At 63.1% G+C, this 26,903-nt stretch carries 26 protein-coding genes; 10 read left to right on the forward strand and 16 right to left on the reverse strand.

Going from position 1 to position 26,903, the window contains the following annotated elements; all coding sequences use genetic code 11:
* Positions 1–69 precede the first annotated feature (69 nt).
* The 4 genes from KFK14_RS15735 to KFK14_RS15750 all read right to left on the reverse strand — a co-directional run bounded on the left by KFK14_RS15735 (position 70) and on the right by KFK14_RS15750 (position 3,253).
* On the reverse strand, positions 70–1,503 hold the full coding sequence (locus KFK14_RS15735; RefSeq protein WP_212608302.1) for an NAD(P)(+) transhydrogenase (Re/Si-specific) subunit beta: 1,434 nt from the start codon (positions 1,501–1,503) through the stop codon (positions 70–72).
* A gap of 144 nt (positions 1,504–1,647) precedes the next feature.
* The gene (locus KFK14_RS15740; protein WP_070155257.1) at positions 1,648–1,932 is read right to left on the reverse strand and encodes an NAD(P) transhydrogenase subunit alpha part 2; all 285 of its coding nucleotides are present in this window, start codon (positions 1,930–1,932) and stop codon (positions 1,648–1,650) included.
* A gap of 50 nt (positions 1,933–1,982) precedes the next feature.
* Positions 1,983–3,101, reverse strand: a complete 1,119-nt coding sequence (locus tag KFK14_RS15745) for an NAD(P) transhydrogenase subunit alpha (RefSeq protein WP_212608303.1) — start codon at positions 3,099–3,101, stop codon at positions 1,983–1,985.
* 26 nt (positions 3,102–3,127) lie between these two features.
* On the reverse strand, positions 3,128–3,253 hold the full coding sequence (locus KFK14_RS15750) for an aa3-type cytochrome c oxidase subunit IV (protein ID WP_070155252.1): 126 nt from the start codon (positions 3,251–3,253) through the stop codon (positions 3,128–3,130).
* A 172-nt stretch (positions 3,254–3,425) separates the two neighbouring features.
* Between KFK14_RS15750 and KFK14_RS15755 the strand changes: the two genes are divergently transcribed.
* The 3 genes from KFK14_RS15755 (at position 3,426) to KFK14_RS15765 (ending at position 5,591) form a co-directional block, all read left to right on the forward strand.
* Complete coding sequence (locus tag KFK14_RS15755) at positions 3,426–4,859, forward strand: sigma-54-dependent transcriptional regulator (protein WP_212608305.1); 1,434 nt, start codon at positions 3,426–3,428, stop codon at positions 4,857–4,859.
* A gap of 64 nt (positions 4,860–4,923) precedes the next feature.
* Entirely contained in the window at positions 4,924–5,166 is a 243-nt protein-coding gene (locus KFK14_RS15760) for a type II toxin-antitoxin system Phd/YefM family antitoxin (RefSeq protein ID WP_212608306.1), read from the forward strand.
* Positions 5,166–5,591 carry a type II toxin-antitoxin system VapC family toxin gene (locus tag KFK14_RS15765; protein WP_246524664.1) on the forward strand — a complete coding sequence of 142 codons (426 nt, stop codon included), beginning with the start codon at positions 5,166–5,168 and terminating at the stop codon, positions 5,589–5,591. The genes KFK14_RS15760 and KFK14_RS15765 overlap by 1 nt, the downstream gene beginning before the upstream one ends.
* Positions 5,592–5,944: 353 nt before the next feature.
* Here KFK14_RS15765 and KFK14_RS15770 read toward each other — a convergent pair whose 3' ends face one another.
* The 7 genes from KFK14_RS15770 to KFK14_RS15800 all read right to left on the reverse strand — a co-directional run bounded on the left by KFK14_RS15770 (position 5,945) and on the right by KFK14_RS15800 (position 14,622).
* The gene (locus KFK14_RS15770) at positions 5,945–7,015 is read right to left on the reverse strand and encodes a PIN domain-containing protein (RefSeq protein ID WP_246524665.1); all 1,071 of its coding nucleotides are present in this window, start codon (positions 7,013–7,015) and stop codon (positions 5,945–5,947) included.
* Positions 7,012–7,779 carry a Qat anti-phage system TatD family nuclease QatD gene (gene qatD, locus KFK14_RS15775; RefSeq protein WP_104679217.1) on the reverse strand — a complete coding sequence of 256 codons (768 nt, stop codon included), beginning with the start codon at positions 7,777–7,779 and terminating at the stop codon, positions 7,012–7,014. Before qatD ends, KFK14_RS15770 begins: the two co-directional genes overlap by 4 nt.
* A complete protein-coding gene (gene qatC / locus KFK14_RS15780) occupies positions 7,776–9,149 on the reverse strand; it encodes a Qat anti-phage system QueC-like protein QatC (RefSeq protein ID WP_212608307.1) in 1,374 nt (457 codons plus the stop codon). The genes qatD and qatC overlap by 4 nt, the downstream gene beginning before the upstream one ends.
* Positions 9,146–10,045: a Qat anti-phage system associated protein QatB gene (qatB, locus tag KFK14_RS24315; protein WP_343227760.1), complete on the reverse strand. Its 900-nt coding sequence runs from the start codon at positions 10,043–10,045 to the stop codon at positions 9,146–9,148. The genes qatC and qatB overlap by 4 nt, the downstream gene beginning before the upstream one ends.
* A gap of 4 nt (positions 10,046–10,049) precedes the next feature.
* Entirely contained in the window at positions 10,050–12,005 is a 1,956-nt protein-coding gene (qatA, locus tag KFK14_RS15790; RefSeq protein WP_212608309.1) for a Qat anti-phage system ATPase QatA, read from the reverse strand.
* A gap of 120 nt (positions 12,006–12,125) precedes the next feature.
* Positions 12,126–14,105, reverse strand: coding sequence for a UvrD-helicase domain-containing protein (locus KFK14_RS15795; protein WP_212608310.1), 1,980 nt, complete (start codon positions 14,103–14,105; stop codon positions 12,126–12,128).
* Between the two features lie 4 nt (positions 14,106–14,109).
* Positions 14,110–14,622 (reverse strand): hypothetical protein, encoded by a 513-nt coding sequence (locus KFK14_RS15800; protein WP_212608311.1) that lies wholly within the window; start codon positions 14,620–14,622, stop codon positions 14,110–14,112.
* Between the two features lie 101 nt (positions 14,623–14,723).
* On the opposite strand from KFK14_RS15800, the gene KFK14_RS15805 reads away from it, so the two are divergent.
* Positions 14,724–15,850 (forward strand): IS3 family transposase gene (locus KFK14_RS15805; RefSeq protein ID WP_115288562.1). Its coding sequence is split into 2 segments (ribosomal slippage): positions 14,724–14,955 and positions 14,955–15,850, totalling 1,128 coding nucleotides; the frame shifts between segments, so codons are not numbered across the junction.
* 26 nt (positions 15,851–15,876) lie between these two features.
* Here the strand turns inward: KFK14_RS15805 and KFK14_RS15810 are convergent.
* The 5 genes from KFK14_RS15810 to KFK14_RS15830 all read right to left on the reverse strand — a co-directional run bounded on the left by KFK14_RS15810 (position 15,877) and on the right by KFK14_RS15830 (position 20,958).
* Complete coding sequence (locus tag KFK14_RS15810) at positions 15,877–17,295, reverse strand: ATP-dependent nuclease (RefSeq protein WP_212608312.1); 1,419 nt, start codon at positions 17,293–17,295, stop codon at positions 15,877–15,879.
* A gap of 24 nt (positions 17,296–17,319) precedes the next feature.
* The gene (locus KFK14_RS15815; RefSeq protein ID WP_212608313.1) at positions 17,320–18,336 is read right to left on the reverse strand and encodes a nucleotidyl transferase AbiEii/AbiGii toxin family protein; all 1,017 of its coding nucleotides are present in this window, start codon (positions 18,334–18,336) and stop codon (positions 17,320–17,322) included.
* Positions 18,329–18,922: a DUF6088 family protein gene (locus tag KFK14_RS15820; protein WP_212608314.1), complete on the reverse strand. Its 594-nt coding sequence runs from the start codon at positions 18,920–18,922 to the stop codon at positions 18,329–18,331. The genes KFK14_RS15815 and KFK14_RS15820 overlap by 8 nt, the downstream gene beginning before the upstream one ends.
* A gap of 66 nt (positions 18,923–18,988) precedes the next feature.
* A complete protein-coding gene (locus KFK14_RS15825; protein WP_246524666.1) occupies positions 18,989–20,326 on the reverse strand; it encodes a hypothetical protein in 1,338 nt (445 codons plus the stop codon).
* Positions 20,326–20,958: a hypothetical protein gene (locus tag KFK14_RS15830; protein ID WP_212608315.1), complete on the reverse strand. Its 633-nt coding sequence runs from the start codon at positions 20,956–20,958 to the stop codon at positions 20,326–20,328. Before KFK14_RS15830 ends, KFK14_RS15825 begins: the two co-directional genes overlap by 1 nt.
* 95 nt (positions 20,959–21,053) lie before the next feature.
* On the opposite strand from KFK14_RS15830, the gene KFK14_RS15835 reads away from it, so the two are divergent.
* From KFK14_RS15835 to KFK14_RS15860, 6 genes are all read left to right on the forward strand, one after another.
* On the forward strand, positions 21,054–21,608 hold the full coding sequence (locus KFK14_RS15835; protein WP_212608316.1) for a hypothetical protein: 555 nt from the start codon (positions 21,054–21,056) through the stop codon (positions 21,606–21,608).
* A 26-nt stretch (positions 21,609–21,634) separates the two neighbouring features.
* Positions 21,635–21,976 carry a hypothetical protein gene (locus tag KFK14_RS15840; RefSeq protein ID WP_212608317.1) on the forward strand — a complete coding sequence of 114 codons (342 nt, stop codon included), beginning with the start codon at positions 21,635–21,637 and terminating at the stop codon, positions 21,974–21,976.
* Positions 21,977–21,979: 3 nt separating this feature from the next.
* Positions 21,980–22,480, forward strand: a complete 501-nt coding sequence (locus KFK14_RS15845; RefSeq protein WP_212608318.1) for a hypothetical protein — start codon at positions 21,980–21,982, stop codon at positions 22,478–22,480.
* Between the two features lie 108 nt (positions 22,481–22,588).
* Positions 22,589–23,221: a Fic family protein gene (locus KFK14_RS15850; RefSeq protein ID WP_246524667.1), complete on the forward strand. Its 633-nt coding sequence runs from the start codon at positions 22,589–22,591 to the stop codon at positions 23,219–23,221.
* Positions 23,222–23,402: 181 nt separating this feature from the next.
* Positions 23,403–24,599, forward strand: a complete 1,197-nt coding sequence (locus tag KFK14_RS15855) for a DUF932 domain-containing protein (RefSeq protein WP_212608320.1) — start codon at positions 23,403–23,405, stop codon at positions 24,597–24,599.
* 172 nt (positions 24,600–24,771) lie between these two features.
* On the forward strand, positions 24,772–26,880 hold the full coding sequence (locus tag KFK14_RS15860; protein ID WP_212608321.1) for a ParB/RepB/Spo0J family partition protein: 2,109 nt from the start codon (positions 24,772–24,774) through the stop codon (positions 26,878–26,880).
* Positions 26,881–26,903 lie beyond the last annotated feature (23 nt).

Raw genomic sequence — 26,903 nt, forward strand, 5'->3', positions numbered from 1 at the left:
TTCCTTTAAACCGAAAGGAAAGCGGGATTCCAGCCTTCGCTGGAATGACGGGTCAAAAAGCCGCTACGCTTAGTGCGCCAGTCCCTTGACGATTTCCTCGACCATCTTCTTGGCGTCGGCGAGGAGCATCATGGTGTTGTCCATGTAGAAAACCTCATTGTCGACGCCGGCATAGCCCGCGCCGCCCATCGAGCGCTTCACGAACAGCACCGACTTGGCGTTGGCGACGTCCAGGATCGGCATGCCGTAGATTGGCGAGGACTTGTCGGTCTTGGCGGCCGGATTGGTGACGTCATTCGCGCCGATGACGAAGGCGACGTCGGCCTGACCGAACTCGCCGTTGATGTCCTCCAGCTCGAACACCTCATCATAGGGGACGTTGGCCTCGGCCAGCAGCACGTTCATATGCCCCGGCATGCGGCCTGCGACCGGATGGATCGCATATTTGACCTTCACGCCTTCCTTCTTCAGCAGGTCGCCCATCTCGCGCAGCGCGTGCTGCGCCTGGCTGACCGCCATGCCGTAACCCGGCACGATGATCACACTGTCGGCCTGTTTCATCAGGAACGCCGCATCCTCGGCGCTGCCCCGCTTGTAGGCGCGGTCGATGACCGGACCACCGGCGCCCGCAGGCCCGGCGTCCGCACCGAAGCCGCCCGCGATGACGCTGATGAAGCCGCGGTTCATCGCCTTGCACATGATGTAGGAGAGGATCGCGCCCGACGAGCCGACCAGCGCGCCGGTGATGATCATCGCGCTGTTGCCCAGCGTGAAGCCCATCGCCGCCGCCGCCCAGCCGGAATAGCTGTTCAGCATCGACACCACGACCGGCATGTCCGCGCCGCCGATCGGGATGATCAGCAAGAAGCCGATGGCAAAGCTGAGCGCGATGACCGTCCAGAACAGCCAGGGCGCATCGATCGTCGGCGCGGCCATGGCGTAGAACCAGGCGATCAGGCCAAGGATCGCGACCAGCGTGCCCAGGTTGATGACATGCCGCGCGGGCAGCATGATCGGCTTGCCGGACATATTGCCGTTAAGCTTCAGGAACGCGATGACCGAGCCGGAGAAGGTGATCGCGCCAATGGCGACGCCCAGGCCCAGTTCGATCCGGCTGGCGTTGTGGATCTGGCCGGTCGCGTCGACGATGCCGAACGCTTCGGGCGTCAGATAAGCCGCCGCGCCCACCAGCACCGCGGCAAGGCCGACGAGGCTGTGGAAAGCCGCGACGAGCTGCGGCATGTCCGTCATCGCGATCTTGCGCGCGGTGACGAAGCCGATCACGCCGCCGATGGCGATCGCGCCGATGATTTCCGGCAGGTTCGCAATCTCATGCGTGTAGAGCGTCGTACCGACGGCGATGGCCATGCCGGCCATGCCGAAACGGTTGCCGGTGCGGCTGGACGCCGGGCTGGACAGTCCGCGCAGGGCGAGGATGAACAGGACGCCTGCAATCAGATAGGCGAGCGCCACGAAGGGCGGAACTGCGGCGACTTCATGCATGGACGTGCCCCCCGGCGAATAGGATATGTTCCGTCACCCCTGCGAAAGCAGGGGTCCCGCTAACTTTGACTGCGGTTGAGGGAGAAGAGAAAGCGGAATCCCGGACCAAGTCCGGGATGACGAGCAAAGAGAAGGGCCGCACCATCACTTGCGCTCCTTCTTCTTATACATGGCAAGCATGCGCTCGGTGACGGCAAAACCACCGAAGATATTGATCGACGCCAGCACCACGGCCAGCAGGCCCAGATATTTGGCCGTCGCGCCAATCGCCTCTGCCGAAGCCACCAGCGCGCCGACGATGATGACGGACGAAATGGCGTTGGTCACCGCCATCAGCGGCGTGTGCAGGGCCGGCGTCACCGACCAGACGACATAATAGCCCACAAAGCAGGCCATCACGAAGATGGATAGAACGGATACGAAGTCCATATTGACCCCCTAGTCGTCGCCCAAGGCCCTGCCCGGAGCGACTGGAAAAATCAGAGCAACCGCTCGTTGACGACCTTCCCGCCCTGCGTCAGGCGGATGGCGTTGCCGATCTCCTCGTCGAGCACCGGCGCATTCTTCTCCTTGTCCCAGAAGGCGGACAGGAAGTTGTAGAGATTGCGCGAGAACAGGGCGGAGGTATCGGCGGCAAGACGGCTGGGAACATTGCGGTGCCCCACAATCTTGACGCCATGACGCTCAACGACTTCGCCTGCGACGGCGCCCTCGACATTGCCGCCCTGCTCCACCGCCAGGTCGACGATGACGCTGCCCGGCTTCATCGTCGCGATCTGCGCGTCGCTGATCAGGCGCGGCGCGGGCCGGCCGGGGATCAGCGCGGTGGTGATCACGATGTCCTGCTTGGCGATGTGCGAGGAAACGAGTTCGGCCTGCGCCGCCTTATATTCGTCCGACATCTCGGTCGCGTAACCGCCCGTGCCCTCGCCCTCAATGCCCTTCACGGCCTCGACGAAGATCGCCTTGGCGCCAAGCGATTCGATCTGCTCCTTGGTCGCGGCGCGCACGTCGGTCGCCGACACCTGCGCGCCAAGGCGGCGTGCGGTCGCAATCGCCTGAAGTCCGGCGACGCCCACGCCCATGATGAAGGCGCGCGCGGCCGAAACCGTGCCAGCGGCGGTCATCATCATCGGAAAAGCCCTGCCATATTCGGCGGCGGCGTCGAGCACGGCCTTGTACCCGGCAAGGTTCGACTGCGACGACAGGATATCCATCGACTGCGCGCGGGTGATGCGCGGCATGAACTCCATCGCCAGCGCCTCCAGGCCCGCGGCCGCATAGCCGTCAACCTTCGCGCGCTCACCGAACGGGTTGAACGATGCGGCCACGATCGCGCCGGGCGCTGCGCCCGCCAGCGTCGCGGCGTCAGGGGCCTGCACGCCCAGAATGATTCCCGCGCCCTTCACCGTTGCGGCGCGGTCTCCAATGGTTGCGCCGGCGGCCGCATAATCGGCATCGGCAACGGACGCCTGCAGGCCGGCCCCGCCCTCCACCGCAACCGTTGCGCCAAGCGCAATAAACTTCTTCACGGTCTCCGCAGATGCAGAGACGCGGCGCTCGCCGGAGGCAAGCTCCTTCAACACGGCTATTTTCATTATTGTCCCCTCCTAGACGGGCGGGTTCAGGATGAGATCAGCAGAACGACGATCGCGCCGACAACCAGGGATGCAATCGTTCCCCACTTCATGAAACCGATAAAGCCCTCATAGGTCTGGTTTGCGCTTTTCATATCCATGCCGGACGCCACGTCATTTCCCCTCAATAAAATGCTATCACGGCCCTCTTATAAGCAAGATTACCTCCCCTCAACCCCACTAATTCGACAGGAGAAAACTATGATTCACGAAAATCGCCGCAATTAAGCGGGTCTTTACCCTGCCCGGTTAGAACTGTGCCCATTCGGGATTCACGGGGGTTAAATGGCACATAACGGTACGCCAATCGTCATGCTGATCGACGATGAACCGGCACAGCGCCGCCTGGTGGGCGCTCTGGCGTCCCGCGCCGGATGGCGCACGATCTTTGCAAATGACGGCGAAACCGCGCTCGCGACTCTGGGCACGCAGGACGGCATGCGCCTCGATGCGATCATCCTGGACCATTGGAGCCCGGATTATGAACCGGCCGACCTGATCCGGGACATCCGCGTGCTACGGCCGAACCTGCCTGTCCTGATCCTGACCGCCCATAACAGCGTCAATGTCGCCGTGGACGCCATGCGCGCGGGCGCTACCGACTATCTGTCCAAACCGGTCGCCCCGGATCGCCTGCTCGCCGCGCTGAACGCCACGCTCAATCACAGCGAGGAGGATGGCGAACTTCGTCCCCTAACGGAAAAAATCTCCGCCCCGCTCGCCTTTGAGGAAATTGTCGGCTCGGCTCCGCAATTCCGGGCCGCGCTGGCGATCGCGGCCAAGGCCGCCCGCGCCCGCATTCCCGTCCTGATCGAAGGCGAGAGCGGCGTCGGCAAGGACGTCATCGCCCGCGCCATCCACGCCGCCTCACCCCGTTTCCGCCAGGAAATGATCACGGTGAACTGCGGCGCTATGCCCACAAATCTGGTGGAATCCGAACTGTTCGGTCATGAGCGCGGCGCGTTCACCGGCGCGTTCGAACGGCAGGTCGGCCGCTTCGTCAGCGCCGACATGGGCACCATCTTCCTCGACGAGGTCAGCGAACTGCCGCTCGACGCCCAGGTCAAGCTGCTGCGCGTCCTGCAGGACGGGGAAGTCCAGCCGATCGGCGCGCGCATGCCGACCCATGTCGACGTGCGAGTCATCGCCGCGACCAATCGCAAGCTGATCGAGGAAGTGGAGGCCGGGCGTTTCCGCGAGGATCTCTATTACCGCCTCAATGTCGTCCAGCTCACCATTCCGCCGCTGCGCGAACGGATTGGCGACATTCCCGCCCTTTCCCGCCATTTGCTGGCGCGCATCGCGACCCAGCCGGGCCTGCGCAGCCTGGGCATCACGGCGGAGGCCGTCGCCCTTCTCATGCAGCATGACTGGCCCGGCAATGTCCGCCAGTTGCAGAACGCCCTGTTCCGCGCCGCCGTGCTGTGCGAGGGCGACGCCCTGACGCCGCAGGACTTCCCGCAGATTTCCGCGCAGATCACGACACGCCAGGGAGCCGGATCGCGCACCGCGTCGCACACCCATGACGACGCCGCCGGCATCACCCTGTTCGAAGCCGACGGCCATGTCCGCCAGCTTGCGGATATCGAAGCGGACGTCATCCGCCTCGCCATCGGCCATTATCGCGGCCGCATGACGGAGGTCGCCCGCCGCCTCGGCATCGGCCGCTCAACCCTCTACCGCAAACTCGCGGAACTGGGGATCGAAAGCGCGGCTTGAGGGCCACTCTGGAATTTTCGCTTCCGGCAGGCTATATGACCAACTAGATGGTCAGGAGCACAATATGGACGCGATCAGTTTGGCGGAAGCAAAGGCCCATCTGAGCGAATTGGTCGATCAGGCGGAAGCGGGCGCATCCATCGAGATCACCCGGCGCGGCAAGCCGGTCGCGCGGCTGACCGCTGTGGCCAAGCCGCGCAAGGCGATCGACGCCGCGCGACTTGCGGCATTGACGGCCTCCATGCCGCCGCAAACGGAAAACGCCGCCAGTCTGGTGCGCGCGATGCGGGATGGCGATCGCTACTGATGCTCTATCTCGACACGTCGCTTATCGTTGCGGCGCTCTCCAATGAAGCAATGACACCGCGCGTACAGGCATGGCTGGCGGAACAGGACCCCGCCCAGCTCCTGATCAGCGAATGGACGATTACCGAAATATCCTCCGCCCTGGCGATCAAACTGCGAACCGGTCAGGTAAATCTGGAGCAGCGCGCCGCGGCACTGGCCATGTTTAACCTGCTGATCGCCGAAAGCCTTACCACGCTCGGCGTGACGGGCGCGCACTTCCGAACCGCCGGCAAATTTGCCGATCAGCATATGCTTGGACTTCGTGCGGGAGATGCACTGCATTTGGCCGTAGCGTCGGACCATGGCGCAACCGTGCATACGCTTGATCAGCGCCTCGCCGACGCGGGGCCGCCGCTTGGAGTGCCGACACAATTGCTGGCATGAGGCGGCGCTTTGCAGCGCCGGGTAAATCGGATGAACGCGCCCCGCGCGTTCATTTGATCCGGCTCACTCCCACTCAATTGTTCAAAACCAAGTTAACGCATTGATCTATATAGGTTTTTCTTTGGGAGGCGAGTGGAAAGCCGACTCGCGGGCCGTCAAAAAGCTACGATGTTGATTTTTCAGGTAAATTTGATCGAAAAATTTTTTGCGTGATTTCGGCATCTATCGAGATCAGCCGCGCGAATTTTCAGTTTCGTTCGCCCAAGCACTCAAATCACGCAGCACCGAAAAGTACCGTCGGTAACCTTATCAGACACACGTCACCATTGCCATGTCCACCCAGAGTCTCGACGTCACGTATCGAGAAAATCCCATTCGCTGCCCATCACCCACCGCAAAGCGCTTAGCTTGCCGTTCAGCATGCCCCACTCAAAATCGCTCCAGGGTCCAAGGTTTTCCAAGCCGACCTCGTCCTCCGTTCGCTTTGCAGCAGCCAACGCCTTTTCCCAGACGGTATCGACGGTCGTCCGCTGATGGCGTTCGGGGTGCTTTTTCCATTCCGCTTCGCTGACGACCTTGTGCTTACCGCTTTCAATCGCCGATCTAAGATTCCAATGACGATTGTACCACACCTGACGAAATAGCAGGTTTTCGGCTTCCATGATCTCGCTCAGCAGGCGAGGTTCCTCACGGTATTCGAACTCCCATTTCACCTCTTCCATGAAGTCCGGCGCATACGCGTTCAGCACTTCACCGATGGCCAAGGAGTAGCTGGACTGTCCCGTTGTAAACAGGTCGGCAAGATCTGGATGCGGCTCACGCTCGTCGCGCGCCATGTCAGAAAAGTCGTGCTTGTTATGCGTTACGAACGCGTATCTCGAGTTTTTGTCAGCTCCAGACAGAATTTCGCGATAAACCTCGATGAGAATAGCATCGCCGATGCTATTCTTATCTTTGTGAAAGGGTGCGCGTTTTTCAACCGCACGCTCTGCAGCTCGAAGCTTTACCGCGTCACTCGTCTCGATAACTTCTGCCTGGCCAAAGATTTTCTCGATCCTCTGGACGCTCTCGTGAACGGCCTCGCCAAGTATGGTGATGCGGTGGTCGACATCATCCAAGCTGGCCAGGGCCTCCTCGCGGCCTTCTTCTTTGCCGAATTGCCGCACGGCCTCCTTGACCCGCTTGAAGGTGCTACTGAGACTCTTCCCGCTCTCCCGGATGATACGGTCTTTGTTACGAGCAAACTCATCAACTGATTGCTTCGGCAAGATCAGGTCAACCTCGCCGGCTTCGATCATTTGCTCCAAAGCGGCGAGCGTCGGCTGGTGGCGATAATCCTTGGCCATATCGAGCCACACGCAAGTATCAACTAAGAGATGCAGCACGAGTTCGCCTTCTTTGTTTGGTTTGCCTTGCACGTTCACGCGCTCACCAGATGTCTTAGGTTCTGGAGAACCGCGTCTTCCATGGCCTTCGCCGAAACGTTCCGAGCTTCCGCCAGTTCGGCGACCGTGTGGCCGACATCGCGTGGCCTGAGTGGCTGCCCATCCCTCTCCACAAACGGCCCGTCGGTTTCAGTCAGCAAACGGTCGAGCGGAAGACTCCCAACCAGTTGTCGGTGCTTGGGTGAGCGCAGCATCTCTCCGTTGATCGAGAAATAGCAGCCGAGCGCGACCGCCCGACGGGCTTCGGCCGACGTGCCGGTGAACCAATGCATGACAACGCGTCCCCGGTCCTGCGGCAGGGAGCTTTCAATATGATTCAGCACTTTACCGACTGCGCGGACGCTATGGACGGTTAGTATCTTCCCGCCCTGTTCAGCGCAGGCGCGGAGGATGCGCTCGAACACCCGCTCCTGTGCTGGAAAACTCCGATAGAAGCGAGGGCCGGCGTCCAGGCCAATCTCGCCTACATAGCGTGCATCCGAGAGGTAGCGCTCGAAGATCGGCAACTCATTCTCGCGTTCGGCGACGAGCTGCGGATGTAGCCCCAAGGCGATCCGGACATGCGCCGACTTCGCCGCAAGCTCCCGGTTTCGCGGCCAAGCCTTCGGCGTGGTCGTGACCGCAAGCGTCGCCACGCGTTCTCGATCGCATTCGGCAATAAGAGCCGAATGGTCTTTGTAGAGATCGACGTGGCAGTGGAAATCGACCCAGCGCGCGGCCGATTGATTGGATGTCTCTATCATAGCGGACGGGCCTGGACGCCGTGCAATAGTCTGCCGACCTCCTGCAGGCCGGCGACGTAGACGGCCTCATAATCGGAGAGCTTGCCAGGATGATCGATCAATGGCCCCGGTCGATGAATATCGAAACGGGCTCGCCCAGGCTTTCGTGCGAGGCGCGATAGCGCAAGCTGGAAGGAGCGCACATGCTCGCCCTCCGCCTTGTTTGTATCGAGGACCTGCGCTCGAAGATCGGGAATGCGGTACGACGTATCGTCGGTGCCCCAACCCTCGAGGATCGCAGCGCGCCGGATGAGACACGGCACACAACGTCCGCAATGTTTGGGGGTCCTCTCATTCGGGTCCGGATCGTAGCGGCGACTTCCAGGCGACGAGCACGACATCGTGTGCTTCGCTTCTTTCCGGAGGAACGGGATGTCGGCGCATTCTTTCGCCATTTGGCCCTTCGTCATGAAGGCGTAGGGATTTTCCAGTCGGACGCTCAGGCCGAGGCCTTTGAGTAGATCCTCGAAACGCGCCATGTAGAACGGATGTGTCGTGCGAGTGCTAAGTGCTCCGAGGCGGAGCGGATCCAGGGGCACGTTGAGCGAGATCAGGCCATTCTCCGGCACATGCATGACCATGTCGCCGCCGATCGCGTCGGCCGCCATGACCGCCAGCGAGAAGAACAGAAATGAACGCCCCCTCAGCGTGTCCTCGACCGCAGAATGCTCCACCGTGTCGGTCGGAAATCCCACTCTTGCCCGGATGTGATGAAGCGTTGTTCCGCCGAAGCGACGCTTCATCACCTCGGCGCAATAGGCTTGGTGCGTGCTGGTGATGCCGTCCCAATAGTGGCTCACCAACATCGGCGCCTCACCGCGCGCGAGCAGATCGATCGCACCAATGAAACTGTCCAGCCCGCCCGAAAACAGGCAGACCGTTGTCGGGTTAGCTGTGCGCAGCTTCGTCGGTCTGGGCGCCAGATCGCGAGCGCCGGCGGCGCGAGAACGAAAATAGACGCCCCAGCGGTCGCCGGTCAGGAAATTAAGCGTTGTCGCGATCAATGGCGCCAGCCCTTGCCAGCGAGCGGCATCATATACCGGCAAGTGGAGGTCGATCTCGCGGGTCCAGGCGTCCTGTGCGTCAGCGGCACGCGAGATACGCGTATCGGCGGCAGTGATCGCCGCGGCCAAAAGCGCCAGATCGACCGCTGTTTCTGAGGGGCGAAGGCCAAGCTCACAGAGTTGATCCAACGCCTGGCCCAGCCCATAGCCCAAACGGAACTCGCCATCGACGAAGTTGATCTCCGTCTCTTGTGTATCCACACGGCTCGGAGAAATGCTTGTGCCGTCTCCCGGACCAAGCCGCGCAATGATCGTATGATGCCTCATGCTGCGGCCTCCCCGGCGACGGCAACCAGCTCGAAAGCCGTCTCGTAAATCTGGTTGACGACATTCTCGATATCGCGGTCAGACAGACGCTCCAGGCTTTCGAGCCTTCCGGCGAGCTGACCGCGCGTTGCGCCCTCGACAAAATCATGAAGCTGCGCCTGGGCGCTTTCCACGGCAGCGATGTCATCAGGGAAGGTAATGCCCCGCCTGCCGAGGTCTGCCATCACCCGCCCTTCGATCGAACGCGAGATAAAGTCCAGGAAGACGTCCTGGAGCTGCTCCGGCGTAAGTGTATCGAAGCTGCCCAGTCCCGCTTCGGCAAGATCGCCGATCGTCTCCAGCATCGCCTGCCGCGCGATCGCGTCGTCGACCGCGCCGCCTGGTGGACAGATAAATTCCAGAATCGCTACGAAGACATCTGCCGCCGGCTGCGTTGCCAATCCGGCCAAGTTGAGTTGACGAAGCGTTTCGGTCGGTCCGAGACGTTGGAAGTCACGAACAACGCCCAACAATCCGCTGGCTGTGGCGCGGGATGAGCCCATGCGTCGCGCGGCCCGTCGGGCGCCGCCGGTGCTGCCGCGTACATAGCCCGACAGCGCACTTCCGAGCGCACTACGGCTGCCGGTCCTTGCGAAACGCGTGAAATTACCGCGAGCGCCACCAAGGCTACCGGTGCCCTTCGTATCCGGACGCGACGGCGTGCTCGGAGCGCCCGGAATAGCAGGCGCTGCCGGCTGTCCCGGTTGCGGGAATGACGGTCCGCCGGGCGCGCCCGGTGCGTTCGGACTCACCGGCGCTGTTGCCGGAGGTCGAGGCTGGGTCGGCGGCGTCGGGTCGTCCACGAAGGATGGAACGAGGCCGCTTGAGGGTCCGCCGTAGCTTTTTGACGTGCCCATCCGATCAACCCCGCTGCAGTTTGCTGATGCCCTGCGCGGCCTTTTGCAGAATCGAGTTTTCCGTCTGCTCGGCCCATGATCGCAGCGTCGTCTGGTATTCCGCCGCGATGCCCGTGTCCGTGAAGCACGCCCCCCAGCTCGACGCCGCCCAGCTCCCGACCTTGGCCACCGGCAACTCACGGATGAACTCCAAAAGCCGGCGTTGCAGCGCCGGATGCGCCTCGACCAGACGGACGAGGCCGTCCGCCCCCTTGGGCTTGGCCGCGAAGTTGTCGTCCTGAAGGATCCGGCCACGGATTGCCTCGAAAACCTCCTCGGGCTCTGGCCCTGTGAGTTTCGCGATCTCGCCGACGGCGCCCCGGACCATCATCGTCGGCCCCATCAGCTTCTCGACGAGGCTCTCAAGATGGCTTGCGGCGGCCAGCCCGCCCAACGAGCTGCGCTTGTCACGCGTAACGAACACATAAGGCCGCAGGTCTACGCCCGTTAGCGGTGGGTCGATTGCCGCCCAGCCCTTCGCCCACTCGTTCTTTTCCCATTCCATGGCTTCGGCCGGGAGAGGTGCAGGTGCCGAGCGCGCAGCCTTACGCCCGCCCTTCGCGGCAGGCTTCTCGTCGTCGTCCTCCTCCGGCGCGGGCGCCCGGACGTGCTCCTCGAAACGCCGCAGCGCCTCGGGTTGGCCATCAGGGTGATTAGCCGCGAGGCGTGCAATCTGTTCGTAGAAATCCGGATAGAACCGCTCGGCGAGCATGATCTTGGCCAACACCGGGCGCTGAATGTCGGCACCGAAACCGCGCTCCTCGGCAATGGCGTGTCGCAACATCATGGAATTGAGGAAGCGTTTTATCTGGCGTGGATTGCCGCGCGTGCCCTCGCTTAGGATCTTCGTCACGTGGGCGCTGATCACGAGTGCCTGATCTACGTCGGGCGGCATCTTGCCTGCCATGGCCTGTTCCACGGTCCTTCGATCGAGGCCACGGCTCTTCCACGGCCGTCGCATATCTTCCCGCGCCGATGCGAGCAGATTGAGGAATCGCGGGTCCTTCGAGCCGAGCGCGTTCTCCGCCAGCAGAAGGGTCACGTACACGCGCGTCTCGGCGACACCCAGCGCGGGAATTCGGAATGGAACCTGGATCAACTTTTCTAGGTAATTGCGCGCGTAGCTTACCGGGCCGGAGCTGGGCGGCAGGTCGGGGAAGTGCTCGCGCACTGCATACTCGATCATCAGTTCATCAGCGCCGATGACAAAGGCGGTGCGTTCGACAAACAGGAAAAGGCGGATCGCTTCGAGCGTCGCGATCGCCGTCTTCGGCAAGCACCGGTCGAGATCGTCGATGATGACGACGAGCTGGTCGATGTCGGCGGCGTCGAGAAGCTCCTTGAACTCCTCGCGGAAGGCATGAATGTGCTCGGGAAGATTATCGCTCTCGGCCGGCGCTTCCTTGAGGAACTCGCCCGCCTTTTCGGCGACCCCCTTCAGATCTTCGATCGAGACATGGTCCTGGGGTTTGGCCAGGAACGAGGTGGCAACATCATAGAGGCCCTTGACCTGATCGAAGGTCGGGATGCCGGTCGTCGCCGTAAACGCAAAGCCGCCAGCCTTGCGAGCAAGCTTCAGCCAGTCCACCCGCTTCAGGACCTTCTTCGCGGCGTCGGCCACCTTCGTCGACGTCGGACGGGCGCGACGAAGCTCGTCGACAATGGTCTCGATGACGACCGTTTTTGCGTCCTCGAAGCCCTCGAACGTCCAACCGTTGAACCAGAGGCAGAGGACACGATCGTCCTCCGCGAAGGCGCCCTCCAGCATTTTGAGAACGCTTGACTTGCCTGCGCCCCAATCACCGTGGACGCCGATCGTCACCGGCGCGTCGGGCGTCTTGCGGATCAGAGTGACGACCGTCTTTGCGATGGCCTCATAGTAGAGGAGATCGGTCGCCGTCTCCTGATCGTTCAAGAACATAGTTCCCCCCTTCGCCTACATTACGCGGGCCACAGCCTCAGCCGTTTTTTTCTTTTAATATACTTGATTAAGCCAACCAAATTCACCGACGCCTCCAATCCGCTGGTCTACACTGGCCCGCTATTGCCCAAGCTCCGCGGCCTGCGCGACCAAATCGACGAGTTTCCATCCCTGGTCTGTGGCGGGCCCGATCAAGGCCATTGCTTCGGATTTGCGCAGCGCAAGCCCGAGCAGCTCGCGGGGCCTGGTGACGCCAACGAAGACGTTTGTCGCGGCGGTGAGCCCCACCCCGGTGAATGGCGCATTGGTAACGCCGAACGCACGCGGAAGCACCGTGGTCAGGTCGATGCACTGCTCGTCCGCGCTATTGCCTTTCCAAATCTCGCTCTCAAGGACGAGAATGCCATCGACGCTCTTACCCTTAACCGAGTGGATCGACCCCAGCCGCAACGTGAGATCGTCGAATTGAACCTGTTTCGTGGAGCGGCGCTCGGGGTCGGCAAGATCGGCCTTCTGTTCGGCGACAAAGGTGCAAAAGTCCGCGATCTCGCCCTCGGAGCCCTGGGGAGCCGGACTGAACAGTGGTAGCAACGCTGCCATAAATGCCAGCCATGCCGCCTCTTCCCACACCGCAGCGCCGGTAAGCACATGGTCCCGCAACAATCGACGCACAGTGCGGGGCAACCCGAGGTCGCGATGCGCCATCGCCGCCCAGACATTGTGCGCGGTGATCGGACGATCATTCGCCGCTTTCCAACCATGAGCCCGCGCCAGCCCCGACACCCCCGCGGCGAGCATCTCACTGACCTCTGCGGGCGGTCGCGCCGCGGCATAGTGCACGGCAGCCTTCTGAAGCTGCCGGCAAAAGAGATTCGCTTTTGATCGAGACCCGCCCTCACTGCGATATGCGGGATGATAGTCGACGAGACTTTTAGGCCGCCATGCCCCTTTCTTGCCGGCCAGATTGTGGCGCGACGCGACCGCCCAAACGTCGCGCGTGCTGCAATCGCCACCCCACAGCGCGCGTGCTTCTTCGGCGAAGGCTCCAAGAACCCTACCGATCGAAGCTTCATCGAACAGGAACATCACCCGCGACGCCGGCCGTGGGCCCAGCCCGACAATGGTCTGAGCCTGGCGCGCGGTCAGCCGGCTTGCAAAACTGGCGATCTCCCCGCCGAACCGGCGGCTCGTATCGAGAGGGATGCAGTCGGCGCCCGGCGTCCAATATGCCGGTGCAGCTCCATCGTCCTCGTATAGCGTCTGATTGCTGTCCCCGAGACGCTGGAACGCCGCCCCGCCTTGCTTGAACACGTGCTCCAGCAGCCGGAGCTGGTCGCCATGCGTGTCCTGCGCCTCATCAAGAATGACGAGCGGAAACCGATCGCGAAGCCGCTCGGCCAGACCCGGGTTTTCACGGAGCGCACGCCACGCGAGCGCAGTCATGTCGGCATAGCGATAGATCCCACTCTTGACCATCGCGGCCTTGAGCTTTGATAGCGCCTTGCCGCAATCTGTATCAGCACCATGCTGACCCTTTTGCCGCTGCACTATCAGGCTTTCGGGTTCTTGCCTTACGTCATCGAAGGCTGGATCGAGCGTGAGATTACCAACCCATTTGGCGACAGTTGCGCTGGCCCTCTCGGCTTGCTTTTTCAGTGCCCAGAACGACGGATAGCGCCGCAAGGCCTCAGCCGCGAAAGCATCGTCGTCAATCTGGCGCACGTGCCAGCCCAGGCCTCGAAGATAGGGCAAGGCGAGATACTGGTTGATGAATGCCGTGACCGTGCCGGTGAAATGAGGATAGGCCATCAGCCGCGCCGCAGTCGGATGGCTGGCGATCAAATCTTCGACCTCGGTCCGCGCCGCGTTGGTGTGCGAGATGACGCATACGCCGCGCCTGCGGGTCGTCCAATTGCGCGACAGCAGCGCGAGCTTCGCCGCCAACAGTGTCGTCTTGCCGTTGCCCGGTGCCGCCTGCACGTCACAGGGAGCGGCCTTGGCCAAGAAGTCGATCTGGCTAGGATCGGTGAAATCGCAGCCGCCCAGCTCGTCACCAAGTTCAGCAAGCAGTTCAGGCGTGAGCGGCAGGATCTCGAACATTGCGCTATGCCCCCGCCGCGGCGGCGCCGTGCATACCAGCGACGCCAACCTCTTCGTCTTCCGGATCGGCAGCGATCGCCGGTGCCCCGGGGACATAGCCACCGGTCACGTAGTCGATCGCGCGCACCAGATAGGGCGGGAGTCGATCGCGCATCTGCTCCGGCGTATCGCTACGTTTGCGCAGTATTGCGGCGAGTTGCTCGGCGACTTCGGCCTTGGAGGCCTCCTTGTCATGGACGGGCTGGTAGATCTTGACGGCAATCTCGGTCGCAGAGAGGCTCGCCTCTTTCCAACCCGCGTAGGTCTCGCTGGCCTTCTCCACAATCTTCGCAAGCCGCTCGGGCTTGCGACTGCTGGTCTTTGCGAGTTGGACCGCCTGGTGAACGCTCTCGGCAAGCTCGGGCCGGAGCGCGAGATCGAACTCAAGAGTCCAGCTATCAGCGATGAAAGCGTCGACAGGGTCTCCGACGTCGCGCCGCAGCGTCTTCAGCCGCGCTGCGATGCCGTCCTGGGTCAACTCGTTCTCGGTCTTGCGGTCGCCGACAAGGTCTTTTGGACTTGTAACGGTTTTGCGCCGGTCACCTGAGCGATTAGAGCTCGCAACAGGAGACCGACGAGATGATCAAGCATACAGAAGAGTTCAAGCAAGAGGCGGTACGGATCGCGCTGACCAGCGGGTTGCCGCGCGATCGGGTTGCATCGGATTTGGGGATAGGGAAGTCGACGCTGGGCAAGTGGGTATCGCAGTATCGGCCCAGTGATCTGGTTTCAGCGCCGCAGGCAGATCTGGCGCGTGAGAATGAACGCCTTCGCCTTGAGAACCGTGTGCTGCGGGAGGAGAGGGAAGTGCTAAAAAAGGCCACGCAGTTCTTCGCGAGCCAAAGGCCGTGAAGTTCGCATTTGTGCATAGCTGGCGGCACCGGTGGCCCGTTGAACTGCTCTGCCGTGTCATGGATGTCAGTGAACGCGGCTATCGTTCCTGGCGCTCGCGCCCGATCAGCAGGCGGGAGCGGACAGATATGAAAGTGCTGGCCCATATCCGGGAACAGTACAGGCTGAGCCTTGGCAGCTACGGCCGTCCTCGCATGACGATGGAGTTGAAGGAGGTAGGGCTCGATGTTGGCGAGCGCCGGGTCGGGCGGCTGATGAAGATCAACGGGATCAAGCCAGTCCGCACGCGCAAGCACAAGGTTACGACTGACAGCCACCATCGCCTGGGTGTCGCAGCGAACTGGCTGGACGGCGATTTTGCCGCAGATGCGCCCAACCGTAAATGGGCCGGCGACATCACCTATATCTGGACGTCCGAAGGCTGGCTCTACCTTGCCGTCATTCTCGATCTGCATAGCCGTCGCGTCGTAGGCTGGGCAGTCAGCGACAGGATGAAGAAAGACCTGGCGATCAGGGCGCTGGATATGGCGGTGCGCCTGCGCCAGCCTCCCGAGGGCTGCCTTTTCCATTCGGATCGCGGTAGCCAATATTGCTCCTACGACTATCAGAAAAAGCTGCAGGCCTATGGCCTGCGTCCATCAATGAGCGGCAAGGGAAATTGCTACGACAATGCGTCCGTCGAGACCTTCTTCAAATCCCTGAAGGCGGAACTCATCTGGCGGCAGAGCTGGCCGACGCGGCGTCAGGCAGAAGCCGCCATCTTTCAGTACATCAATGGCTTCTACAACACCCGTCGCCGCCATTCATATCTAGGCGGCATCAGCCCGCTCGCGTTCGAAGCCAAGGTGGCATAATGAGATAGGTGACCGGCACAAAACCGTTACAAGTCCACTTTCGCTTCGGGCGGCGGGATGTCCCTGTCGGGGATCAGCGCCACGGGCACCGGGATAGCGTTCTCGGCCTTACGCTGCAGAATCCGGCTGTAGCGAAACAGACCACGGTGGCCGACATTGACGATCGACACGCCGTGACGGCTGAGCGGACGGTCGAGCTTCTCAGCGATTGCCGGCAGCAACAGGTGCTCACCGTCGCCCTCGACGACAATCAGCGCGCGGGCGAAGAACAGGTTGGCCTTCGTCGCGTCGAGGAACCGACGAAGGAACTCATAATCGTCCACTTCGAGCCGGGTATGGGTCGCGCCCAGCGGAAAGGCGCGGTGGCCGACGATCATCGTCATGGTCTCAAGCTCGGCGCCGGCCGCGAGCTGAGGACTATGGGTGGTGAGTAGCACCTGGACCTGCTGATGGGTCTCGCCCTTGTCGGGGTCCGGCTTGGCAGCACGGGCCGCGAGCACTTCCATGAAGAGGGTCTGGTGTTGCGGATGTAGATGCGCCTCTGGCTCCTCGATCAGCAGAAATGGTACCTGATCGGGATGGGACTGGAGCAACAACAGCTCGGCCGCCATGAATAGCAGGTTGTTGTAGCCCAGGCCGCGCTGGATGCGCTCGGTGCCCGCCTTGGCATTCAGGTAGAGTTCGAACCGCTCAAGAATTTGATCGAACGAACCGCCAGCGCCGAGGTCCAGCGTCGCGACGAGGCGATCGTCCACGAATGAAAGCTTGTCGAGGAAATCCGTGTTGACGCTGCTGGCGACGCCGCCAACCGCGGCGTTGTTTCGGACAGCCACATCAGCCGCCGTGAGCGTGTCATGGAGCGTTGCATCGCCGCCCTGCGCGGCGGGTTTGCTTTGCGGCCCCATCGTGGGCATGGCGCCGAGGATTCGCGACAGGCGCGACCGGCGCCCTGCTCGCATCTCGCGCTCGGCGTCTCGCAGAGGTTTGAGATAGGTGGCCTTCAGATACTCGCGCAGTTCCCCGTCGAGCGGCAGGCCATCGCCCTCGGCGCCAGCGCGGTGCTGGCTGGAGATGATGCTGCCACCGCCAGGAGAAACGCGCCGAGCGCCCCGCATACAGACGTGGAGACGGAGCTTCCCCTTTTCGTTGGTGCACCATTCGAGGAACCGAGCCTCTTCATCCGCGCTGAGATCGTCGAAGGTGCAGCGAACGACGAAGTCGCAACCCCGTGCGCCATCGGCGTCGACATGGAAATCGTGCTCGTCCGGGCGGATATAGTCGTCGCCACGCGTCCACAATACGTAGCGAGCAGCGTCGATAATGGCACTCTTTCCGGCGTCATTCGGTCCCACGAGAATGTTGAGACCAGGCGAGAGCTTAAGCTGCAACGGAGCGGTCGGATTGAAGCACCGGAAGCCGCTCGCATAGATTTCGGAAATGTACACCGCCGCCTCCCAGCCCCGTTTTTCTTATGCTGCCGCGCTGTTCGCTCGCGCGGCTATATCTGCGCACCGCTCCATGAGCGTCTCAAAAGGCTCGGCTTCCTCAAGGAGGAGCCCATCGTCGACCATCTGCGCGTAATCTTCTGCGAGAGCATTGGCGCCGTCGCCGGTTGGGACGAGCCGCAAGCCGCCGTTCACGGCTGCGGCGTAGTCAATCTGAGAGCGGTCTGCGGCTTTCTCGGCAAAGAACATCGTCTTATGACGGGCTACGGCGTTGGCCAGGTCACGATCTGCGAAGGCAGCGGCCGCGAAGCCGGCTTCATCGAGACGCACAACGTCATGCCAGTGCCGCGCGAAACGATCACCACGGAGTCGTTCCTGCAGGCAGAAGACGTGGATCGCGGTCGCCTTCTCCCAGAAGGTCCGTTCGGCATGCATGACCTTTGGCCGAGCGGTTGGAAAGACCACGCCATCCACCAGCCCGGCAGCATCGCAGACGACATCGCGCAGGCTCGCTGGCTCGCCCGTCGAGCGCGCGCCGAATTCGAGCATGACGCTCGGCGACACATAGCCCGAACCCGCCGTTGTCGCCTCGTAGTCGATGAAGAGCTTCTCGCCATCGACTCGGATTGCCGCTGACAGTGGGCTGCCCGCCAGCGCTTCGGCGATGACCGACTTAACCGTCCCCGCCACCCAATCCGGCAGGCGCTCCCGCACGGCGCTCGTCCAGCGCTTTTCCTCGCTTCGAGTTTTCGGCAGCGCTTCACCATTGTCGCCGACAAGGTCGGGGGCGAGCGCGCGAATGTCGTAGGTCAGATCGACATCCTCGGAGAACCGCCGGATGACGCCATAGGCCTTCGACAGCGAAGTGCCGCCCTTGAAGACTAGATGTTCGCCGAGCGGCGAACCGTAGAGCGTCGCCAACGCCCACACCACCCACGCATCCTTCTCAAGCAGGTGCGCCGGTCTGCCTGAGCGATCGGCAGCGACGCTCAGGGCTTCTCGGCGATCCTCGGCCGCAAGAAGGAGGAAGGCTTCAGCCATGGGCGACCTTCCCTACGCTGCGCGCGAGCCAGGTCGGAAGCTGAGGCGCGGCCGCCACCAACTCGCTGAAAGCGGCGGGCGGTAGCTTGCGCTTCAGGGTCTGGAGGGCCGACTCGGCCCTTTCCGGGCCGAGCCAGGCCAGCGCTCGAACTGCCTGTCCCGCCGGCCGATGCGCCATGGCGAGTTGCCAGCGCGGAGCGTGGCGAAGCTCGACGATCTGCTTGCCGAGGCTCATCTTCCGGGTGCGCCCCGAGGTTAGATAAACCGACCGGACCGGCACCTGCGTCGTAAGGCCGAGGCTGTTGGCCGCCGCCGCACCGCTTGAGACGATGACCTCGCCGCGCTGGGCGGCAAGCGCCTCGACCGCCTGCTCCACCGACGGCGCCCGGGTGCCGAACCGGCTCGTGACCGGCAGCAGATAAACACCGCGCCCAGCCCGAAGCAGGTGGCCCCGCTCGGTCAGACGCGACAAGGCCTGGTCTACCGCGGCGCGATTGCCAAGGTGGAGCAAGCTCTTAGCCGCGACCGGCGTGCCCTCCGGCAACCGCTTCGCGTGCTCAAGAATCTGTTCGGTCAGGCGCTGCATGGCGATTCTCCTGTCAGAAATATACACAGTTTTCTGACAGTTTTCAACCTTGGCGTGGCTTGTCGGCTAGAGGAGCGGCGCGCCCTTATCGAGAAGGTCGTCGAGAAAGTCCTCGCGCGAAGAGATAGGGCCGGCCTGGGTGGCGAGGATCAGCGCTTCCACCACCTCCCGAGCTAGCGATCGGGCCATCACTCGTTCCTTGGTCGAAATGGCTGCCATCGCGCGGCCGTGCAGGAAGGCGCTGCGCACGTCGAAGAGCTGCTCATACTGATCGGCGTAGCGACGGCCGCCCAGCAGTCCGGCGACACGGCCCCGCATCCTTTTCGTGGGGCTCATTCCCTTGTGCCGATCGGGCGCCATGCGGAAGTTCTTCTGATAGTCGGCGCGCAGGCCCAACGCGGCTTCGATCGTCGTGACATGCGCCAGAAACTCGTCAACGCCCTCCGCCAGGAACGCGCGGACCAGGAAGTGAACGATTGGTGTTTCGAACAGAACCGATTGCTTCGCCTGTTCGACAATCGCCCAGCGGCTCTGATCCCAGACCGGCAACTCAGTTGCGGCGGCGTCTTCGAGGCGCAGCTCGACCGGCCGCTCCTCCTCGATGGTCTCGCCATAGCCGTCGTCGTAGATATGAGGTTCCCAGCTCAGCGTATCCGGCGACGGCGGAGTGTTCAGGTGGACAAAGATGTCGCCATCGACGGTGTAGACCCACGGGACACGGAAGCCGCGCCAGTCGACCTCCGCCATCGTCGACCAGCTCTCCCACGGCGCTAGCAGCAGGAAGAACAGCGCCTCTTCGACCGCGCCGGGAAATCGCCCCTTGTGCGGCTCGATCTGGCCCAGATCTCGGCTCAGGTCCATGAACAGCACCGGGACGGCACGAGCCTCGGGCTCCTCTTCGAGCGCCACCGTTTCCTCGACAACCAGCCAGTGAAATTCGGAAAAGCGCTCGGCGTCGAAATCCTGCCGCGGATAGAGCCGCTTCAGCCTGGCCGCATCAACGAGGGTCCGCAGTTCGTCCGCGGTCAGCCGGCCGAGCTTCGCCGGACCGAATGCGATCGATGGCAGATCGGCGGCCAGATCGAGCGGTACGAGATGGACGCGTTTGGCGCTTGTCGCGCGCAGTGCTGCATCAAGGCCCTTTGCCGCCTCTGCTACCGGCAAGGCCAAATGGGCAGTCTCCTTTTGCAGACCACAGGGAAGGCCGAGAGCCCGCAAAGCGGTTGAAAGCGCAAAGGCCGGCCCCTTCTTGCCGGCGTTCGAATAACCGTCACGACACGCTTCGCGCAACCGCTCGAAGGCCGGATGCGCCAGGATGTTGTTGGGCCCTGGTGGGCGTAACCGCCACAGGTCCGACATCGCGGAGATCATCGCACTGCTGGGACCCGTCGCCGCCTCGTTCATCAGGCGATCCTTTCGCCCGCCAGTTCGACACTCACCTCCGGCTTGACGTCTATGACCTCGCCGCGGCTACCGACAAGGGCGATCTCGATGCCGGCCAATGCGCAGCGGGGCGCGAGCCGCTCGGCCAAGCGCAAGGTGCTGTCGGTCAGCGGCACAACGGCGATTTGGCGGCCCCGCGATGGCGTCGCCATCAGCAGCCCAATTGTCTCGCAAAGGCCGCGATAGAGCCGCGAGACCTGGCCGGGGTGCCGCGTGTTGATGATGCCGCCTTTGCACTCGGCCGAAATGACGCCGTTGCCGACGTCGGCGACGACGTCGCCGAGCCCAGACTTGGGATGGACGGTGATCGTCCGACCAGCCGGGTTTCGATAAACCCCGCCGTAGACCGTGCTGCCGAGGCTGGAGATCTTCGCGAACTCGCGCCGTTCAAGCCAGGCCGCGAAGTCGAACTGCTTTCCGTGTTCGCCGTCGGGATGGATGCGGACGTCTCGCGCGCCTTGCGTGCGAAGCAGATGCATCGCGTAGGCGAGCATGACTGCGCCTTCGTAAAGATGATGTTCGTCGGGACCGTCCGATTTTCCGACCCGGTTCGGTGGTGGCGCCAGGGCCGTCACGAGATCTTCGAAGTCCAACCCAGCCTCCCCGGCGGAACCAGCGGGCGCTCGTCGCCCCGCCATTGACATGAGTTTATAACCGTCCATATTTGCCCGGTAAAGGAGGGCCTGTCATGTTTGCCTATAGCCCCGAGAAATTTGCGTCGCTCTATGCGTCCGAACTTGGTCAGCGCATCTGGGCCTTTGTTACCCTGCCCGAAAACGTCGCCCGGCTAGAGACGGCGTCCGAACTCAGTAAGCCCGCGGTCGAAGGCATCGAGGAACAGCTCCTCGCCGAATTCCGCGAGGACATCCTGGCCGATCGCGTCAAGCAGATGGTCGGTCACATGGTTCGCCAGATCCTGGAGCAGCAGGGCTGGGTGCTCGACCAAGCCGACGTGAAGGTTCAGTCCGTGCCCTTCAGCAAGGCGGCGCGCTATCGGCGACCAGATTGGGTCACGTTCCACGCTTTCCGCAGCACCAGCGACCCGCGCGACGTAGCTATAACCGACCGCAGGCAAAACGCGCCGCTGCCTGCCGACACCCGCTGGACCTATTATGCGACCTTCGCCAGCCCGCTCAAAGCAGCCGTGGCCTTCAATATCGGCGACATTCGGCAACTGCGCCAGCAGGTCCATTCACACGGCTATCAGCGCGTGCGGATCGAACGCATGCTCCGCCGAGCCTGAGCACGGCGCGTTACAGGGGAGGAAACATGGCGATCACTGCCAAGGACGTCGAAGAACTGCACACATACGCTGCCGGCGTGATGGGGCGTGCCGATCATCATGCCGGCAAGGTGAAGGGTATCGCCCTGGCGCTGCTCGGCGGAATCATCTGGCGCGGCGAGCCCGATTCCATCCGGATCCGCCGCTTCGCCGGGAGCCCCGCCAATATGCTGTGGGTGAACATCGCGGGTAAGACCTACGTCTTCGCCTACAACCATGAGACCGAGAAGATCGAAATCCGCGGCCGCACTCAGACTGGTGCGGTGCTGCACGCATTCGACGACACCAACACGGCCGCTGATATCGAAGCGGCCTTTCGGGCGCTTTGAACGATGCTCGTCGCACGCGCCCAGCTCAACTTCGTCCGCGACCTTGTCGCCCGTTTCCAGCGCGACGATAGCATGATGCGGCCAGTCGCCGATTATCAATCCCAATATGTGGCGATCATAGCCCTCCTCCGCTCGGTCGGTCATGTGTTCGAGAAGGTGGACTGCGCCGACACCGACCGGCGTGCCTGGAGTAAGGTGCAGTGGCCGGCCTGGAAGCGGGATCCGATCTTCGGCGACTTCATCGAGCCGACGCGCAATGCCCTCTTGAAGGAATTCCAGGGTGGGCTGCAACTGCGCAGCGAGGCCTTCGGTCCGATTGCGGTGGTCGCCGATCCGTCGGTGCCGGGTGGCGTGTCTCACGTCGCTGGTTTCGATGCGCGCGAGGTTCGCGACCTCATGGGCAGACCGGTTCTACCGAACCTTCATGCCGCGATGGCCTTTTGGGATCGCTGCCTGAAGGAGGCCGAGGCCGCCTTCGGTGAAAGCTCTGCGCCCTCGCACTAGACAGCGCTGCACCGTCAAAAACGCAGGCGCCGCGCGCGCCGGAGAGATCGAATGACTGCACTACCGCCGCTTTGGCAAGCTCACAACGCGCCCTCCTATGATTCCACGATGACGACCCGATGCACGGCGCTGTTGGCGGAAATTGGAGCCGATCCCAAACGCCGACAGGCCATCTTCTCCGATCCGCGCGATCTTCATCGCGAGCTGTTCGCGTCTTTCGCACCACCGGACCACGGCGAATATGCCGGCGCCTATCGCGGCACCGCTGGAACCTCGCTGGCCAATCGGAGGATTTCCGCCGACAGCCAAATGGAGCCTGGAAACCAGTATGAATTCTGCCTGCCGGGCGAGGTGCCCGCCCGCATGGATCAGCTTCTGCGACAAACCCGCGACCTGATTGGCGATGAGAGCACTGACGACTTCGGCAAGCTGATAGCGTTGACCTACACCTTCTGCTGGTTCGGGAATATCCACCCGTTTCTTGATGGCAAAGGGCATGTGCAGCGCGCCATCTTCGCGGCGATGGCAACCGAATTCGGCTACCCGCTCTCTGCACGCTTCGCCATTCATCCGCGGCCCTATGACCGGTTGCTGGCGACAGCCCTGGAAATTTTTACACGAGCGCCCGTTGGCGAGGAGAATGGCGAACTGGGCTTGGTGGCCGAATATCTCGCCTTTTTTCTCGACGGTCCGTTCAACGCACCGCGCAAGCATGTCGGGACGGTGTCGCCTTACGCATAGACGAAGCCTCCGGACTGGTCCTTGAGGGGAAAGCCTTCCCCTGCGGTCGAGCCCTAGGTCTCGGCCGACCCCTTCTGCGGGGAGACCCCGCAACGCCCCGAGAGTGAGAGTGCGGACCGATTTTCCGTGACGGGTTGAAGGTTGGAGGAGAGGCCTCCGGCGCCCGTCATGGAGATTAGCCATGACCCATGTGGAGATTCTGGACGCCGCTCGCGACCGCGCTGGCGGCTACAAGGTGGATGTGAGTCGCGGCGAGCAGATCGGCCGCGTGTCCTCCGAATGGTTTTCACGGCCGGCGGACGAGCGCTTCCTCTCCCTGTCCGACCTCTATGCTTTCGTGCATGGACGGACCGAGCGGAGCCGCACCCGAACCGTCGAGAGCGCCGCGATCCGGGTGGAGGCCAGCCGCGACAACGCCGAGCGCCTGGCGCTGATGCTGCCCGGCTCCGACGTGCCGATCGCCCCGACCCATTGGAGCTTCGGCCAGCTCGCTGGCTTGGTCGGCGCGCCTGCGGCCTATCTGCGGCAGCTTCCGGCGCCGCTGGCCGGTATCAATCTGCAATACGGCTTGACGTCCCATCGCGCCGAGCAGGTGAAGACGCTCGAGATCGAAGGTGGTCGCGTCGAGCTGCGCGCCGTCACCGGCCCTGACTATGGCCGCATCTTCGACCACGAGCTGGTCGCGGCCGTGCAGCGGATCGCCGGCAACGGCACCGGAGACACGCGCTGGAAGGTGCCCGGCGTGCTCGACTGGTCGACGGGCATCTACAACCCGCGCGTCGACATCACCCAGGACACGACGACGCTCTACGCCTCCGATCGGGACGTCTTCCTCTTCCTGGTCGACGATCTCAATCCGATCGAGGCTGGGCGGTTGCCCGACGGTTCGCCCGACCTCTACTTCCGTGGCTTCTATTGCTGGAACTCGGAGGTTGGCGCGAAGACGCTCGGCATGGCGAGCTTCTATCTCCGCGCCGTCTGCCAGAACCGCAATCTCTGGGGCGTCGAGGATTTCGAGGAGATCACCATCCGCCACTCGAAATATGCCGCCTCGCGTTTCGCCCACGAAGCGGCGCCGGCGTTAACCCGCTTCGCCAATTCCTCGCCGATGGCCTTCGTCAACGGCATCAAAGCGGCGCGGGATAAGATCGTGGCCCGCACCGACGACGATCGTAGTGAGTTTCTGCGCAAGCGCGGCTTCTCGAAGACCGAGACGGCGAAGATCATCGAGACCGTCTTGGCCGAGGAAGGGCGCAAACCTGAGAGCGTGTTCGACTTCGTGCAGGGCATCACCGCCGTCGCGCGCGACAAGACCCACCAGGACGCCCGGCTCGACCTGGAGGCGCGCGCGAAGAAGCTGCTCGACCGGGTGGCCTGACTCCCGGAAAGCCGGAGATGCGGAAAAGCGTGTCTCCGGCTTCGTGCTTTTCTGTCTTTCCTGATCGTCGGTTCTGCGGCGCTGCGCTCCAGAGTGAGAGTGCGGCGCTGCGCTTCGTGACGAGTTGGTGCTGAGAGAGAGGCTTTCGGCGCTCGTCGCGGAGTACATCCCGATGGCTACCCCTGTTCAGAAGATCACCCTCTCGCCCTCGCGCGACATCCCCTTCAACAAGCTCTTGCTCTCCCAGTCGAACGTCCGGCGCGTGAAGGCCGGCGTCTCGGTGGAGGAGCTAGCCGACGATATCGCCCGCCGAGGCCTCTTGCAGGGCCTCAGCGTGCGCGCTGTCGTCGACCAGGCCGGCGTTGAGACCGGCATGTTCGAGATCCCGGCCGGTGGCCGGCGCTACCGGGCGCTGGAGCTGCTCGTGAAGCAGAAGCGCCTCGCCAAGACCGCGCCGGTGCCGTGCATCGTTCGCGAAAGCGGCATCGCCGAGGAGGACTCGCTCGCCGAGAACGTCCAGCGCGCACCGCTGCATCCGCTTGACCAGTTCCGGGCCTTCCTGGCGCTGCGCGAGAAAGGGCAGTCCGAAGAAGAGATCGCCGCCGCGTTTTTCGTTTCCGTCAACGTGGTGAAGCAGCGCCTGAAGCTTGCGTCGGTCTCGCCAGCCTTGCTCGACGTCTATGTCGACGACGGCATGACGCTCGACCAACTCATGGCCTTCACCGTCTCCGGTGACCATGAGCGTCAGGAGCAGGTGTTCGACCGGCTGAAAGCCTCTTACGACAAGCAGCCCTACGTCATCCGCCGCATGCTGACCGAGGGTGCGGTCCGCGCTTCCGACAAGCGGGTGCAGTTCATCGGCCTCGACGCCTATGTGGCGGCGGGCGGCAAGGTGCTGCGCGACCTGTTCCAGGGCGATGATGGCGGCTGGCTGCAGGATGTTCCGCTGATCGACCAGATGGTTGCCGATAAGCTGAAGGCGGACGCCGAGGCGATCGCCGCCCAGGGCTGGAAGTGGATCGAAGTCGCGCCGGACTTCGCCTATGGACACGCCTTCGGACTGCGCCAGCTTCGCGGCGAGGCCATGCCGCTGTCGGCCGAGGAGGAAGCGAGCCGCGACGCGCTGCAGACCGAGTTCGACCGGCTGTCCGAGGAATACCAGGACGCCTCCGAGCTTCCGAATGAAGTGGATGAGCGCCTGTCGGAGCTGGAGACGCTGATCGAGGGTTTCGACAACCGTCCCGCGGTGTTCGACGCCGCCGAGATCGCTCGCGCGGGTGCTTTCGTCAGCATCGGCGCCGACGGCCAGCTTCGCGTCGAGCGCGGCTATGTCCGACCGGAAGACGAATTGCCGGCCGAGCCTGGGTCCGAGCCGGACGCGGACGGTGACGACGAACGGGCTATGGCCGCCAGCTACGAGGGCGATGATGCCGTCGCGACGGCGGAGCCCGACGCCGAGCCGGAGGAGGATGAGGGTCTCTCGCCCATATCCGACCGCCTGATGACCGAGCTGACCTCGCACCGGACGCTTGGCCTGCGCAACGCACTCGGCGAGCGACCGGACGTCGCCTTCGTCGCAGCCCTGCACGTCCTGACGCTGAAGACTTTCTACCACTACGGCTCGGATAGCTGCCTCGAACTCGATCTGAAGAGCGTCAGCTTCGGGACGCAGGCGCCGGGGCTCAACGACAGCGCATCGGCCGAGGAGATCCGGGCTCGGCACGAAGGCTGGTCGAAGGCGCTTCCCAAGGAATCGGCCGACCTGTGGGACGCGCTGCAGGAATGGGACGGCGACAGCCAGGCGGGCCTGTTCGCCCATATCGTCAGCCTTTCGGTCAACGCGGTGTACGAGCCCTGGAACCGGCGGCCCCGTGCGGCCACCCATGCCGACCGGCTGGCGCAGTCGGTCGACCTCGACATGGCGGCGGCCGGGTGGAAGCCGACCGTGGACAACTTCCTCGGCAGGGTGACGAAGGCTGGCATCCTTCAGGCGGTTTCCCAGGCGAAGGGGCAACGCGCCGCCGATCGGATCGAGCATCTGAAGAAGGGCGACATGGCGGCCGAGGCGGAGACGCTGCTCGCCGATACCGGCTGGTTGCCCGAACCGTTGCGCACCGCCGATCGGGGCGCGTCGAATGTCGAGCCCACCGTGAGCAACGAATCTGTTGAGGCGGACGAACAATCGACGGCAATCGGCGGCGAAACGGCCATGGTCGAAGACGAGCCGCTCGCGGAAGATGAGATCGCCGACGCCGCTCCCCACGCGGTCGCGGCCGAATAACGTCAACGACTTGCGAGACTGGC

This window comes from Sphingobium phenoxybenzoativorans (genome assembly GCF_018286635.1).
Lineage (GTDB): Bacteria > Pseudomonadota > Alphaproteobacteria > Sphingomonadales > Sphingomonadaceae > Sphingobium > Sphingobium phenoxybenzoativorans.